The sequence below is a fragment of the Streptomyces anatolicus genome (assembly GCF_019400875.1).
GTDB classification, from domain to species: domain Bacteria; phylum Actinomycetota; class Actinomycetes; order Streptomycetales; family Streptomycetaceae; genus Streptomyces; species Streptomyces anatolicus.
Window position 1 is genome coordinate 1 of the sequence record NZ_WMBF01000011.1, and the last position, 14,742, is coordinate 14,742.

Consider the following 14,742-nt stretch of genomic DNA (forward strand, 5'->3'; position numbering starts at 1 on the left):
CAATTAGCGCGGGGGGCGCCCCGAAGGGGCGCGGGGAACTGCGCGAGCAACCCCCACCCACCCGCGGGGAACTACCCCTCGATGGACGTCATCACATGCTTGATGCGCGTGTAGTCATCGAACCCGTAGCCCGAGAGATCCTTGCCGTACCCCGACTTCTTGAACCCACCGTGAGGCATCTCGGCAACGAGAGGAATATGCGTGTTGATCCAGACGCACCCGAAGTCCAGCACCTTGGACATCCGCATCGCCCGCGCGTGGTCCTTGGTCCACACGGAGGACGCCAGCGCGTAGTCGACGCCGTTGGCGTACTCCACGGCCTGCGCCTCGTCGGTGAAGGGCTGCACGGTGATGACGGGCCCGAAGACCTCGTTCTGGATGATCTCGTCGTCCTGCTTGAGGCCGGAGACGACGGTCGGCGCGAAGAAGTAGCCCTTCTCGCCGACCCGCTGGCCACCGGTCTCCACGCGCGCGTGCGCGGGCAGCCGCTCGATGAAGCCGGAGACCTGCTTCAGCTGGTTGGCGTTGTTGAGCGGGCCGTAGAGCACGTCCTCGTCGTCCGGCTGGCCGGTCTTCGTGTCGGCGGCGGCCTTGGCGAGCGCCGTCACGAACTCGTCGTGGATGGACTCGTGGACGAGCACGCGCGTGGCGGCCGTACAGTCCTGGCCCGCGTTGAAGAAGCCCGCCATCGAGATGTCCTCGACGGCCTTGGCGATGTCGGTGTCCTCGAACACCACGACGGGCGCCTTGCCGCCCAGCTCCAGGTGGACCCGCTTGAGGTCCTTGGAGGCGGACTCGGCGACCTGCATGCCGGCGCGGACGGAGCCGGTGATGGAGGCCATCGCGGGGGTCGGGTGCTCGACCATGGCGCGGCCGGTGTCGCGGTCGCCCGTGACGACGTTGAAGACGCCGGGCGGCACGATGGAGCCGATGATCTCGGCCATCAGGACGGTCGAGGCGGGCGTGGTGTCGGACGGCTTCAGCACGACCGTGTTACCGGCCGCGAGCGCCGGGGCGAACTTCCATACGCCCATCATCATGGGGTAGTTCCACGGCGCGACCTGCGCGCAGACGCCGATCGGCTCGCGGCGGATGATGGAGGTCAGGCCCTCCATGTACTCGCCGGCGGCGCGCCCTTCGAGCATGCGGGCCGCGCCCGCGAAGAAGCGGATCTGGTCGACCATCGGCGGGATCTCCTCGGACCGCGTGAGTCCGATCGGCTTGCCCGTGTTCTCGACCTCGGCGGCGATCAAGTCCTCGGCACGCTCCTCGAACGCGTCGGCGATCTTCAGCAGGGCCTTCTGCCGCTCGGCGGGCGTCTGGTCGCGCCAGGCGGGGAACGCGTCCGCCGCGGCCTTCATCGCGGCGTCGACGTCGGCCTGGCCCGACAGCGGCGCGGTGGCGTAGGCCTCGCCGGTCGCCGGATTGATCACCTCGGTGGTCCGTCCGTCGGCCGCGTCCCGGAATTCTCCGTTGATGTAGTTGCGCAGACGGCGCAGCTCGGTGCTCACTTCCGGCCCTCCAGTCAGATGTCCAGTGGATGAGACACCCACAGTAGTCGCTATACCGACGCTTTCAACATACCCAGTGGCCCAGAACTGCGGAATCCGTGACGATCGAAGTCCCAGACAACGAAATTCATCGATCTGGCCTTGCGGAAGTGACGAGACGTCGTGCAGAGTGAAGTCGTGGCAAGTCGCAGCGCAGACCCCAGCAGCCCTCGCGGCTCCCGCACCGGCAACCCGGGCGGCAGCGGCAGTGGGAACGGCACCCCGCCCGTGGACGCCGTCTCCCTGGCGATCATCGAGCAGCTTCAGGAGGACGGACGCCGTCCGTACGCCGCCATCGGCAAGGCCGTGGGCCTGTCCGAGGCGGCCGTGCGCCAGCGGGTCCAGAAGCTGCTCGACCAGGGCGTGATGCAGATCGTCGCCGTCACGGACCCGCTCACCGTGGGCTTCCGCAGACAGGCGATGGTCGGCATCACCGTCGAGGGCGACCTCGACCCGGTCGCGGACGCGCTGACGGCCATGCCGGAAGCCGAGTACGTGGTCATGACCGCGGGCTCGTACGACCTCCTGGCGGAGATCGTCTGCGAGGACGACGACCACCTCCTGGAAGTCATCAACAAGCGCATCCGCGCCCTCCCCGGCGTGCGCTCCACCGAGAGCTTCGTCTACCTCAAGCTCAAGAAGCAGACCTATATGTGGGGAACCCGATAGCCGTGAGCAAGGACCTCAGCCAGACCGCGTACGACCACCTGTGGATGCATTTCACCCGCATGTCGGACTACGAGAACGCACCCGTGCCCACCATCGTGCGTGGCGAGGGCACCTACATCTACGACGACAAGGGCAAGAAGTACCTTGACGGCCTCTCCGGCCTCTTCGTCGTCAACGCCGGCCACGGCCGTCACGAGCTGGCCGAGACCGCCTACAAGCAGGCGCAGGAGCTGGCCTTCTTCCCGGTGTGGAGCTACGCCCACCCCAAGGCCGTCGAGCTGGCCGAGCGCCTCGCGAACTACGCGCCGGGCGACCTCAACAAGGTCTTCTTCACCACCGGTGGCGGCGAGGCCGTCGAGACCGCGTGGAAGCTGGCGAAGCAGTACCACAAGCTCACCGGCAACCACACGAAGTACAAGGTCATATCCCGCGCGGTCGCCTACCACGGCACCCCGCAGGGCGCCCTGTCCATCACCGGCCTGCCGGCCCTCAAGGCCCCCTTCGAGCCGCTCGTCCCGGGCGCGCACAAGGTGCCGAACACGAACATCTACCGCGCCCCGATCCACGGCGACGACCCGGTGGCCTTCGGCCGCTGGGCCGCCGACCAGATCGAGCAGGAGATCCTCTTCGAGGGCCCCGAGACGGTCGCCGCCGTCTTCCTGGAGCCGGTGCAGAACGCCGGCGGCTGCTTCCCGCCCCCGCCCGGGTACTTCCAGCGGGTGCGCGAGATCTGCGACAAGTACGACGTGCTGCTCGTCTCGGACGAGGTCATCTGCTCGTTCGGCCGCCTCGGCACGATGTTCGCCTGTGACAAGTTCGACTACGTCCCGGACATGATCACCTGCGCCAAGGGCATGACCTCGGGCTACTCCCCGATCGGCGCCTGCATCATCTCGGACAAGCTCGCCGAGCCGTTCTACAAGGGCGACAACACCTTCCTGCACGGCTACACCTTCGGCGGTCACCCGGTCTCGGCCGCGGTCGGCATCGCCAATCTCGACATCTTCGAGAAGGAGGGTCTCAACCAGCACGTCCTCGACAACGAGGACGCGTTCTACCAGACCCTGCGCAAGCTGCACGACCTGCCGATCGTCGGCGACGTCCGCGGCAACGGCTTCTTCTACGGCATCGAGCTGGTGAAGGACAAGGCCACCAAGGAGACCTTCAACGACGAGGAGACCGAGCGCGTCCTGTACGGCTTCCTCTCGAAGGCGCTCTACGACAACGGCCTGTACTGCCGTGCCGACGACCGCGGCGACCCGGTCGTCCAGCTCGCCCCGCCGCTGATCTCCACCCAGGAGACCTTCGACGAGATCGAGGGCATCCTGCGGCAGGTGCTCACGGAGGCCTGGACGAAGCTGTGACCGGTGATCACCTGAGGTGATCGTCCGATCAGTACCGGCCCTTGGGCGCCCGTTCGAGTGAGAACGGGCGCCCCAGGGCCGCGTCGTTTCCGGGCAGGTCCGCCCGAATCCCTAGCGTGCCCAGTGACCGATCGGCCCCGCCTTCGTTCCCCCGTACGGGGGAGGCAACTGATCTGAACCGAGGTGTACGCCATGGTGGCCCCGCCGGACAACGACGTGCTGTGGGCACGCGCCCTGCATGTCACACACAACGGCTCCCCCGCCCTCACCGGCGTCTCGCTCGGTGTCCGCGAGGGCGAGATCCTCGCCGTCAGCGGCCCGCGCGGCAGCGGCAAGACGACTCTCCTGCGCTGCCTGTCGGGCCAGCTGCTGCCCCAGCAGGGCGAGGTGTGGTTCAACAGCACGCCGGTGCACACCATGGGACCCCTGGTACGGGAGCGCCTGCGCCGCGACCGGTTCGGCTGGATCGACCCCGAGCCGCACCTGGTGCCCGAGCTGACCGCCCGGGAGAACGTCGCCCTGCCGCTGATGCTGCGCGGCGCCTCGCACCGCACCGCCAAGCCCGCCGCCCAGGAGTGGCTGGAGCGCCTCGACATCGGCGGCTGCGCCCGCAAGCGCCCGCACGCCCTCCTCCAGGCCGAGCGCCAGCGCGTCGCCGTCGCCCGCGCGCTGGTCACCACGCCGTCGGTGATCTTCGCGGACGAGCCGACCGCGCCCCTGCACCGCGCCGACCGCGCCCACGTCCTGCGCACCCTGACGACCGCGGCCCGCTCCCACGGCATCACGGTCGTCCTCGCCACCCACGACCCGGAGCTGGCCGCCCTCGCCGACCGCGCGGTCACCCTTCTCGACGGGCGGCGCGTCAAGACGGTGCACCTGCCCGACACGGACGCCCCGCCGGGTCCGGCGCCCGCCGCGGGCCCCGGCCCCACCGACGCGGAAGGCCGGGCCGCGTGCTCGCTCTCCGTCTAGCCCGCGGGGCGCACCCGCTCGTCCAGCTGCGGCGGCTCCTCGTCGCCGCCGCGGCCGCGGGTACGGGATTCCTGCTGCTGTGCACCCTGGCGTACGCGATGGAGCACCCGGGAGCCGGTTCCGTGCTGCGGCTCGCCTGGTGCGTCGCGCCGATCGCCGCGACCGTGTACTTCGCCGTCGCCGTGGCCCGCACCGACCCCGGCACCCGGCCGCGCGCCGGGCTCTCCGCCATCGGCCTCGGCCCGGCCCGGCTGATGGTCCTCGCCGCGATCTCCACGGCCGTGGCCTGCGCCCTCGGCTCCATGGTGGCGCTGCTCGTCTTCCTCCATCTGCGCGGCGACCTGTCCGGCCTGCCCTTCGACGGGGCCGCCGCCGAACTGCTCGCCGCCGGCCGGCCGCTGCCGCTCGCCGCCGCGCTGACCCTGCTCACCGTGGTCCCGCTCGCCGCCTCGGCCGCGAGCGCCGCCGCACTGCGGCCCCGCCCCGCCAAGGCGGGCGGCGTCGAGGAGCCCGCCGCACCGGCCCCCGCGCCGAGCGGCCTGCCCTGGGGCGTCGCACTGCTCGCGGCGGGCCTCGCCGTGGAGATGTACGCCAGCGGCCGGGGCGGCGGGCCCGGCGTCGGCCTCCCGGTGCCGGGCGGCGCGGACGGCAACCCCGCGGGCATCCTCGCCGGATGGGCGCTGACCGCGGTCGGCCTCGCACTCGCGGGCCCCGGCCTCACCTACCTGTGCGGCCGCGTGCTCCAGGCCGCGCGGCCCGGCGCGGTGCGGCTGCTCGCCGGGCGCGTCCTCCAGGAGGAGGCGCGGCGCATCGGGCGGCCGCTCGGCGTGCTGTGCGCGGTGGCTTCGGGCGCGTACGCCTCGGCCGTCCTGTACGCGGGCCCGCGCCCCGGCGTCGGCCCGCTCACCACCCTGGGCGCGCTGCTCGTCGCGGGCTGCGCCGTGCTGACGCTCGCCACGGCGGCCGTCGAGGCCCGGCAGTCCCGGGCGGACACGACGGCGGCGCTGCTGCGGCTCGGGGCGCCCGCGACGATGCTCCGCGGCTCGGCGGCGCTGCGGGCGGGCGCCCTCACCGCCGTCTTCGCCCCGCTGACCTGGATCGTCGCCGAGCTGGCCGCGCTGCCACTGGGGCGCTGAGAACTCGTACGAAAAAAATCGCGGCGAGCGATGAGTCCGGGGTCGAACGCACGTCTAACCCTGCGTACGACAGACGCGTACCGCGGAACACGCGTACCGCATCCGGACACTCGCACTGGGAGAGACGCTCATGTACCAGCAGATGATCTTCGTGAACCTCGCCGTGAACGACGTCGACGCGACGAAGAAGTTCTTCACCGGGCTCGGCTACACCCTCAACCCGCAGTTCACCACGGAGGACTGCGCGTGCGTGGTCATCAGCGACACCATCGTCGCGATGATGCTGTCCAAGCAGCGCTACGCGGACTTCACGGAGAAGGAGATCGCGGACTCCACGAAGACCAGCGAGGCCTTGCTGTGTCTGAGCGCCGAGAGCCGCGAGAAGGTCGACGAGATCGCCGACAAGGCGATCGCCGCCGGTGCCACGTCCGGCAAGGTCCAGGACTACGGCACGATGTACGGCCGCTCCTTCGACGACCTGGACGGCCACACCTGGGAGTTCATGTGGATGGACCCCTCCGAGGTCCAGAGCTGACTCCAGGACTGAGGTCCAGGGCTGAGGTCTGATGCTGAGCCCGGCGCGGCTGCCCCTGGGGCAGCCCGCACCGGACGCGGCGTCGACGGTCAGCAGTGGAAGTAACCGTGGATGGTCGTGCCCTCGTCCGGGGCGGTGTGGATCCGGACGAGGTCGGCGAGCACGTGCACCATCAGCAGTCCCCGCCCTCCGCGCTGCTCCGGGGGCGGCGGGCGGCGGCCCGCGAGCGGGTCGGCGAGGAGCCCGGCGTCACGCACCTCGCAGACGACGGAGCCGTCCTGGGACCAGACCCGCAGCGCACCGGAGCCCTGCCCGTGCACCACGCTGTTGGTCGTCAGCTCGGCCACGGCGAGGGCGAAATCCTGCAACCGGGACTCGGGCATGCCGAGCGCGGCCGCGCGGCGGGTGGCGTAGTGCCGTACGTCGGGGAGCGTCTGCGCGGTGTAGCGCATCTGCGGCACGTCGTCGGGTGCTCTCAGGGGCTCGTTGTAGCGCGAGATCACCGCTTCGGGTGCGTAGGCCGCGCTGGTGCCCTCCGTACCGGACTCGATGATCGTGGGGTGCGTGGCGTAGGCGTCGGCGAGGACGGTCTCCTCCAGGCCCACCGCGTCATACGGACAGAGGATCGTCACCGCCCGGCCCTGGAAGGCCAGGTTGATCAGCGCCTCGTGCTGTACGCAGGCGGGGTACTCCGTCGCGGTGCGCCCGGCCCAGATCGGCTCGCCGATGATCCGTACCCGTCCCGTGGGGTGGGCGTCGGCGAAGGCGCGCAGCACCCGCGGGATGATCCGGCCCGGATTGCGTCCCACCTGCGTCATGTCGAGCAGCTTGACCTGATCGGCCCGTGCCCCCAACTCGCCGCGGATAAGTTCCAGATTGGCCTCGGGGACCGCCACGGCCACGGCCTCGCCCGCGTCCAGACCCTCGAGGAGGAACGGCACGGTGCCCGCCACGTACTCCCGCTCGCCTCGGTAGAAAAGCGCCGGGTGGACGAAGGGTTCGGTCTCGGTCATGGCACTCATGAAACGGCCACCTCGATTGCAGACAGATCAGGCCAGAACAGCTCCAGCTGACGGCTCAGGGCGGGTGGCGGGCTCTTCAGCACGAGCCGCTGCTCGCCGTGGAGACTCTGGGCGGTCACGGCCAGGGCCGTGGCTCCGGCCATGTCGATGAAGGTCAGTCCCGAGAGATCGAAGTGATACGAGCCGTGGTGCCGCTGGGCCACCCGCTCCAAGGCCTGCTCCCACACCGCGCGTGTGGGCAGACACACCTCACCGGCCACCTCCACGCCGGCCCGGTCGGTCAGAGGGCAGATTCTCAGCTGCTCGCTCCCAGGCGCCGCTTCATCCGCCCTCGCATTCCTCTCATGCGGGTCGTTCACATCGTCCTCCCGCTTCCCTCCAGAACATCGTGCCCAGTACGCCCATTATCCCTGTTGTCCGCGGCGCTCCTGGCGCCCCTGGCTCAGGTGACCCGCACACCGATCAGACAGGTGTCGTCGTCGGTGTCGGAGGCGCTGTGCGTCAGGAGCCTGTCGAGCTGCTGTTCAAGATGCGCGGCCGGGGGGCCCGCCGAGGTCAGCAGCCTGGCCAGGGAGTCCTGGACCGACTCGTCACGGCGCTCGACGAGGCCGTCGGTGTACATCAGCAGGGTGTCGCCCGGTTCCAGCCGCAGTTCCCGCTCCTCGTAGTCGGCGTCGGCGAGGGCGCCCAGCAGGATGCCCCCGGTGGCGGGCAGGGGTGCCGCCTGCTGCCCGCGCAGCAGCACCGGTGGCAGGTGCCCGGCGCGCGCCCAGCGCAGGGTGTGCCGCTCCGGGTCGTACAGACCGCACACGGCGGTGGCGGTGACGTGGGCGGTCAGGTGGTGGGCCACGATGTTCAGCCAGGACAGCAGTTGCGCGGGTCCGGCCCCGGTGACGGCGAGGCCGCGCATGGCATTGCGCAGGACCACCATGCTGGTGGCGGCCTCGATGCCGTGTCCGGCCACGTCCCCCACGCACAGCATGATCTGCTTCGACGGCAGGGTCACCGCGTCGTACCAGTCCCCGCCGACCATGGACTCCGACTCCGCGGGCCGGTACCGCACGGCGATCTGGAGGCCCGGACTGCTCAGCGGCGCCTGGGTGGGGGGCATGATCGCGTGCTGCAGCTGCAGCGTCAGCCGGTCGCTCTCGGCGGCCTGCTGCTCGGTGTGCGCCAGCTGGTCGCGGGTGGCCGCCAGTGCCACCTCGGTCCAGTGCTGGGAGGAGATGTCCTGGTAGGCGCCGCGCACGGAGAGCAGTCTGCCGTCGGCGTCGAGGACGGGTTCGGCGATCACCCGCATGTGCCGGGTGACGCCGTCGGGCCGTTCGAGACGGAAGGCGGCCGAGGACGACCTGCGGTGGTGGAGCACGGCGCGCAGGAAGCGGCGGATTGTGGTGGCGTCGTCGACATGGGCGTACGAGGTCAGCGCCTCCAGGGGCACGGGGTGCGCGTCGTGCGGTCGGCCGTACAGGTCGAACAGCTGATCGTTCCAGGTGACTTCGCCCGTGACGACGTTCTCCTCGAAGCCGCCGATCCGCCCCAGGCGCTGGGCGTGCTGCAGGAGATGGGCGAGCCGGGCCGCCTCGTCCTCTATGCGCCAGATGAGCAGCACACAGCTGCCATGGCGGCTGATGCTGACATCGGCGACCGCGGCGAGGGAGACCTGGCCGACCAGCGCGGTCAGGGTCATCCGGCGGGTACGGAACGGCTCACCGGTCGCGTACACCCGCTCGATCTTCTCGTACAGCTCGCTGTCACCGACGGCCATCGGGTAGGCCTCCAGCAGCAGCGCCCCGTTCACCGCGCTGCGCGGGCGGCCCGCGGGGTCGACGAAGCTGCTGTTGACGTGGTGGACACGGAAGTCCGTCAACCGCCCGTCCGCGCCCACGTACGGCACGAGGACCAGGGCGGGGTCGTACAGGCCCTCCGCGAGCTCCACCAGTTCGGAGAGGTCGGGCCTGGGCACCCACGTCTCCACCGAGGGCGGGGCCGTCACGTCCGGGCGGCTCTCCAGGGTGTGGGCGCACAGCTCCGCCAGTGCGTCGAGCTGGCGCAGGATCTGCGGCGGCTGCGGCTCCAGCGGATCCGGCCAGCAGATCTCCAGGACGCCGTTGACCCGGCCGCCGGTGCCCACCGGGAGCGCGACGCGCCCGCCGCGGGGGTGGCGTCCCCGGCCGATGGACGGCAGCCCCTCGGCGGACATGTCCGTGATGTGCACGTGCTGGCGCTCCATCAGCGCACGGCGGGCCAGGGTGGAGACGCCCGGCGGCACGTAACGCCACCGGTCGGCCTCGCCCTCGCTGAAGCCCGCGTGCCCCGCGAGGGCCAGCGACGCGTCGGCTCCCGCGCTCCACACGGCGACCGCGACAGCGCCCAGCGGGGCCAGGGCATGCGCCAGGAGCGAGGAGGCCGCCGCCTGGGTGTCGCCCGCGGCGAGGGCGCCGCTCTCCGCCGTACGCAGACGGACGCCGATGGAGGGCTCGGGCTGCTCCGGGGGCGGGTCGTCGTTGGCCCGGCTCGCGAACTCGCTGGCGAGTTCGGTGAGCTGGTCCTGGGACGACTGGTTGACGATCTCCGCGGCCAGTTCGAGCGGGGAGAGGCCCGCCTCCTCGGCCAGCGAGGCCAGCTGCTGCGCGGCCACGGTGGGGCCGCACCGCAGCCGCTCGATCAGCACGCCCTTGGCGAGTTCGATCAGGGCACGGCCGTCGGCCGCCGCCTGCGCGGCGGCGATCTCACCGCGCAGCCGCTCCACCGTCGCCGCGAGCCTTCCCACGTCGGTGCTCTCCGCGCGGGGTTCGGGTACGTGGGGGCCGGGGGCGGCAGCGGAGCCGTCGGGGCCGGGCGAGGCAACGGAACCGTCGGGGCCCGGTGCGACAGCCGAGCCGTCGGGGTTCGCGGCAGCGGCGCCGCCGGGATCCGGTGCGGCAGCGGCGCCCTCAAGGGGTTTCGAGGTGGTCATCGCGCCACCGACTCCTCACCGAGCCAGCGCCCGATACAAGCGATGAGGTCATTGGCGTCGACGGGCTTGGTGACGTAGTCACTGGCCCCCGACGCCAGGCTCTTCTCCCGGTCGCCCGGCATCGCCTTCGCCGTCACGGCGATGATGGGCAGTGCCGCGTAGGCCGGGTCCTGCCTGATCTCCGTGGTCGCCGCGTACCCGTCCATCTCGGGCATCATCACGTCCATCAGAACCAGGTCGATCTCCGGGTTCCTGCGCAGGGTCTCGATGCCCTTGCGGCCGTTCTCGGCGTGCAGCACCCGCATGCCGTGCATCTCCAGGATGCCGCTGATGGCGTAGAGGTTGCGGGCGTCGTCGTCCACGACCAGCACGACCCGCCCGGAGAAACCGCCGCCGACGGCCGACGGGAGGGGATCGCCGATCTCCTCCCCCCGCACCAGCGGGACCACGTCCCCGGGCTGCTCGGCGGAGAGGTGCAGCGCGATGCGCTCGCGCAGCTCGTCCAGGCTGGAGATCAGCTCCAGGGGGCGCGCGTGCGAACGGGACTGGAGCCGCTGCTCGTGTGCCGGGTCCAGGCGGCGGCTGTTGTGCGCGAGCACGGGCACCGAGGTCACCGCGGTGTCGCCGTCCATCGCGTCGAGGAACCGCAGCGCCTCGTCCTTCGGCATGTCCAGTTCGAGTACGACGCAGTGGCAGGCGCCAGCGGCCAGGCTCTCGGCCGCCTCCACCGCGCCGACCGCCGTGATGACCTCGATGCCCGCCTCCGCCGACTTCGCGGACAGCTCCTGGCTGCCGGACAGGTCGGCGACCGCGCTCTCGGCGACCAGGGACAGCAGGCCACGCGATCGCCCCTCGACCACGAGCAGCCGGCGCTTGCGGCGGGGCTCCGGGGCGGCCTGGGCGGCCTGCCCCGCGTCCGCCGCACGGACGGGCGTGGCCCGGGCGATCGGCTTGGCCTCGGCCGAGGCCTCCCACTCGGTGCGGGTCACGGGCAGGTAGAGGGTGAACGTACTGCCCTGCCCCGGCGTGCTCGCGGCGACGACCACGCCGCCCAGGAGGTGGGCGATCTCCCGGCTGATGGACAGGCCGAGGCCGGTGCCGCCGTACTTGCGGCTCGTGGTGCCGTCGGCCTGCTGGAACGCGCCGAAGATGGCTTCGAGCTGGTGCTCGGCGATGCCGATGCCGGTGTCCTTCACCCGGAAGGCCAGCATCGCCTCGCCACGCCGGACGGAGGTCGGCACCTCGCTCTCCCCGGCCCTCTCGATACGGAGTTCGACGCTGCCTCGCTCGGTGAACTTGACCGCGTTGGAGAGCAGGTTGCGCAGGACCTGGCGCAGCCGCGAGTCGTCGGTGCGCAGGTCGGACGGCACGTCGGGGGCGGTGCTGATGGTGAAGTCGAGGTTCTTCTGGGTCGTCATGGGCCGGAAGGTCGCCTCGACGTAGTCCAGCAGCTTGTGCAGCGCGACCTGTTCGGGGTTGATGTCCATCTTGCCCGCCTCGACCTTGGACAGGTCGAGGATGTCGTTGATGAGCTGGAGCAGGTCGGAGCCGGCCGAGTGGATGATGCCCGCGTACTCGACCTGCTTCGCGGTGAGGTTGCGGGTCGGGTTCTGCGCGAGCAGCTGGGCGAGGATGAGCAGGCTGTTCAGCGGGGTGCGCAGCTCATGGCTCATGTTGGCCAGGAACTCCGACTTGTACTTCGAGGTGAGGGAGAGCTGCTGCGCCCGCGCCTCCAGTTCCTGGCGGGCCTGCTCGATCTCCAGGTTCTTCGTCTCGATGTCGCGGTTCTGGGCGGCGAGCAGGGCCGCCTTCTCCTCCAGTTCGGCGTTGGAGCGCTGGAGTTCGTCCTGCTGGACCTGCAACTCCGCCGAGCGCTCCTGGAGTTCGGCCGTAAGGCGCTGCGACTCCCCAAGGAGTTCGTCGGTGCGCGCGTTGGCGACGATGGTGTTGACGTTCACCCCCAGCGTCTCCATCAGCTGTTCGAGGAAGTCCCGGTGTACGGGGGTGAACTGCTCGAACGACGCCAGCTCGATGACGCCGAGGACCTGGTCCTCGACGAGGATCGGTACGACCATCAAGCTGCCCGGCGCGGCCTGGCCGAGCCCGGACGAGATGCTGACGTAGTCCGCCGGAAGGTGGTTGACGGCGATGGGCCGCCTGCTGCGCGCCGCCTGCCCCACCAGGGACTCCCCGAGCCGGAAGCGCAGGCGGCCGACGCTGTCGATGGGCCGGCCGTAGGAGCCGACCAGAGCCAGCTCGGCGGAGCCGGCCGCCTCCTCGACGAGGTAGAAGGCTCCGTACTGGGCGCCCACGAGCGGGGCCAGCTCGTCCATCACCAGCTCGGCGACGACGGCGAGGTCCCGGTGTCCCTGCATCAGCCCGGAGATGCGGGCGATGTTGGACTTGAGCCAGTCCTGCTCCTGGTTGGCCATGGTCGTCTCGCGGAGCGACTCGACCATGGTGTTGATGTTGTCCTTGAGTTCGGCGACCTCGCCGGAGGCGTCGACGGTGATGGAGCGCGTCAGATCGCCCTCGGCCACGGCGCTCGCCACCTCGGCGATGGCGCGCACCTGCCGGGTGAGGTTGCCTGCCAGTTCGTTCACGTTCTCGGTCAGGCGCTTCCAGGTGCCCGACACTCCCTCGACCTCGGCCTGGCCGCCGAGTCTGCCCTCGCTGCCGACCTCGCGTGCCACGCGCGTCACCTCGGCGGCGAACGCCGAGAGCTGGTCGACCATCGTATTGATGGTCGTCTTCAGCTCCAGGATCTCGCCGCGGGCGTCCACGTCGATCTTCTTCGACAGGTCGCCGTTGGCCACCGCGGTGGTGACGAGGGCGATGTTGCGCACCTGATTGGTCAGGTTGTTCGCCATCGAGTTGACGTTGTCGGTGAGGTCCTTCCACGTGCCCGCCACGTTGGGGACGCGGGCCTGGCCGCCGAGCTGGCCCTCGGTGCCGACCTCGCGCGCCACGCGCGTGACCTCGTCGGCGAAGGCCGAGAGGGTGTCGACCATGGTGTTGATGCCCCCGGCGAGCGCGGCGACCTCGCCCTTCGCCTCGACGGTGATCTTCTGCGAGAGGTCGCCCCGCGCCACCGCCGTGGCGACCTGGGCGATGGAGCGCACCTGGCCCGTCAGGTTGGACGCCATGACGTTGACGTTGTCGGTGAGGTCCTTCCACGTGCCGGAGACCCCGCGGACGGTGGCCTGGCCGCCGAGGTTGCCCTCGGTGCCGACCTCGCGGGCGACGCGGGTGACCTCGTCGGCGAAGGCGGAGAGCTGGTCGACCATCGTGTTGATGGTCTCCTTCAGCTCCAGGATCTCCCCGCGGGCGTTCACCTTGATCTTCTGCGACAGGTCGCCCCCGGCCACCGCGGTCGCCACCTGGGCGATCGAGCGCACCTGGGCCGTCAGGTTGCCCGCCATGCTGTTGACCGAGTCCGTCAGGTCCCGCCAGGTGCCCGAGACGCCCTTGACGTCGGCCTGGCCGCCCAGGATGCCCTCGGTGCCCACGTCACGCGCCATGCGGGTGACCTCGTCGGCGAAGGACGAGAGCTGGTCGACCATCGTGTTGATGGTGTTCTTCAGCTCCAGGATCTCGCCGCGGGCGTTGACGGTGATCTTCTGTGACAGGTCGCCCTTGGCCACGGCCGTCGTGACCTGCGCGATGTTGCGGACCTGGCCGGTGAGGTTGCCCGCCATCAGGTTCACCGAGTCGGTGAGGTCCCGCCAGACGCCGCCGACGCCCGGCACCTGAGCCTGGCCGCCGAGCTGGCCCTCGCTGCCGACCTCGCGGGCGACGCGGGTCACCTCGTCGGCGAAGGCGGAGAGCTGGTCGACCATCGTGTTGACGGTGTCCTTCAGCTCCAGGATCTCCCCGCGGGCGTCCACGTCGATCTTCTGCGACAGGTCGCCCTTGGCCACCGCGGTCGCCACCTGGGCGATGTCCCGGACCTGGGTCGTCAGATTGCCCGCCATGGCGTTCACGGAATCGGTGAGATCCGCCCACGTCCCGGAGACACCGGGCACGATGGCCTGCCCGCCGAGGGTCCCCTCGGTGCCGACCTCCCGGGCCACGCGGGTCACCTCGGAGGTGAAGAGCGACAGCTGGTCGACCATGCCGTTGAAGACGTCGGCGATCTCACCGATCAGTCCGTCGCCCTCGTCCGGCAGCCTCGTGCCGAAGTCCCCGTCCCGTACGGCCGTGAGTCCCGCCAGCAACTGCCGCAGCTCCGGCTCGCCCACCCCGCCGCCCCCACGAGAGGACCGCGATCGTGGCACCGAGCGCCCCTTCTCGACCGCCGCCTCAGCCATGATGACCTCTTTCGCTCGGATACCACGACAAAGGACCGCCCCGACAGACACCACACGCGCCTGTCGGGGCCGTCAACCGACTTCCACAATCTTCACCGTCTGCTCACGGCCGTACAAAAATACGCAGTGAGCCCGCCGGCCGCGCCCGCGGGGCCACGATGCCCTGTCGCACCGCGATCCGTGACGTCCAAGGACCCAAGTTCCCGCACCCGGCCGCTTCAGACG

10 protein-coding genes are annotated in these 14,742 nt (G+C 70.7%); 5 read left to right on the forward strand and 5 right to left on the reverse strand.

Going from position 1 to position 14,742, the window contains the following annotated elements; translation table 11 throughout:
* Nucleotides 1–71: 71 nt before the first annotated feature.
* A complete protein-coding gene (locus GKQ77_RS02750; protein ID WP_219686962.1) occupies nucleotides 72–1,511 on the reverse strand; it encodes a gamma-aminobutyraldehyde dehydrogenase in 1,440 nt (479 codons plus the stop codon).
* Nucleotides 1,512–1,673: 162 nt separating this feature from the next.
* Between GKQ77_RS02750 and GKQ77_RS02755 the strand changes: the two genes are divergently transcribed.
* From GKQ77_RS02755 to GKQ77_RS02775, 5 genes are all read left to right on the forward strand, one after another.
* Nucleotides 1,674–2,219 carry an Lrp/AsnC family transcriptional regulator gene (locus GKQ77_RS02755; protein WP_219686963.1) on the forward strand — a complete coding sequence of 182 codons (546 nt, stop codon included), beginning with the start codon at nucleotides 1,674–1,676 and terminating at the stop codon, nucleotides 2,217–2,219.
* The gene (locus GKQ77_RS02760; RefSeq protein WP_219686964.1) at nucleotides 2,204–3,583 is read left to right on the forward strand and encodes an aspartate aminotransferase family protein; all 1,380 of its coding nucleotides are present in this window, start codon (nucleotides 2,204–2,206) and stop codon (nucleotides 3,581–3,583) included. The genes GKQ77_RS02755 and GKQ77_RS02760 overlap by 16 nt, the downstream gene beginning before the upstream one ends.
* A 192-nt stretch (nucleotides 3,584–3,775) precedes the next feature.
* Nucleotides 3,776–4,555, forward strand: a complete 780-nt coding sequence (locus GKQ77_RS02765) for an ABC transporter ATP-binding protein (RefSeq protein ID WP_219686965.1) — start codon at nucleotides 3,776–3,778, stop codon at nucleotides 4,553–4,555.
* Nucleotides 4,537–5,691, forward strand: coding sequence for a hypothetical protein (locus GKQ77_RS02770; RefSeq protein WP_219686966.1), 1,155 nt, complete (start codon nucleotides 4,537–4,539; stop codon nucleotides 5,689–5,691). Before GKQ77_RS02765 ends, GKQ77_RS02770 begins: the two co-directional genes overlap by 19 nt.
* Nucleotides 5,692–5,821: 130 nt before the next feature.
* The gene (locus GKQ77_RS02775) at nucleotides 5,822–6,226 is read left to right on the forward strand and encodes a VOC family protein (protein ID WP_219686967.1); all 405 of its coding nucleotides are present in this window, start codon (nucleotides 5,822–5,824) and stop codon (nucleotides 6,224–6,226) included.
* Between the two features lie 89 nt (nucleotides 6,227–6,315).
* Here GKQ77_RS02775 and GKQ77_RS02780 read toward each other — a convergent pair whose 3' ends face one another.
* The 4 genes from GKQ77_RS02780 to GKQ77_RS02795 form a co-directional block, all read right to left on the reverse strand.
* Nucleotides 6,316–7,248: an anti-sigma factor RsbA family regulatory protein gene (locus tag GKQ77_RS02780; RefSeq protein ID WP_372459820.1), complete on the reverse strand. Its 933-nt coding sequence runs from the start codon at nucleotides 7,246–7,248 to the stop codon at nucleotides 6,316–6,318.
* A complete protein-coding gene (locus GKQ77_RS02785; RefSeq protein ID WP_308117528.1) occupies nucleotides 7,245–7,607 on the reverse strand; it encodes an STAS domain-containing protein in 363 nt (120 codons plus the stop codon). The genes GKQ77_RS02780 and GKQ77_RS02785 overlap by 4 nt, the downstream gene beginning before the upstream one ends.
* An 83-nt stretch (nucleotides 7,608–7,690) precedes the next feature.
* Nucleotides 7,691–10,207 carry a SpoIIE family protein phosphatase gene (locus GKQ77_RS02790; RefSeq protein WP_219686969.1) on the reverse strand — a complete coding sequence of 839 codons (2,517 nt, stop codon included), beginning with the start codon at nucleotides 10,205–10,207 and terminating at the stop codon, nucleotides 7,691–7,693.
* On the reverse strand, nucleotides 10,204–14,517 hold the full coding sequence (locus GKQ77_RS02795; protein WP_219686970.1) for a HAMP domain-containing hybrid sensor histidine kinase/response regulator: 4,314 nt from the start codon (nucleotides 14,515–14,517) through the stop codon (nucleotides 10,204–10,206). The genes GKQ77_RS02790 and GKQ77_RS02795 overlap by 4 nt, the downstream gene beginning before the upstream one ends.
* Between the last annotated feature and the right edge of the window lie 225 nt (nucleotides 14,518–14,742).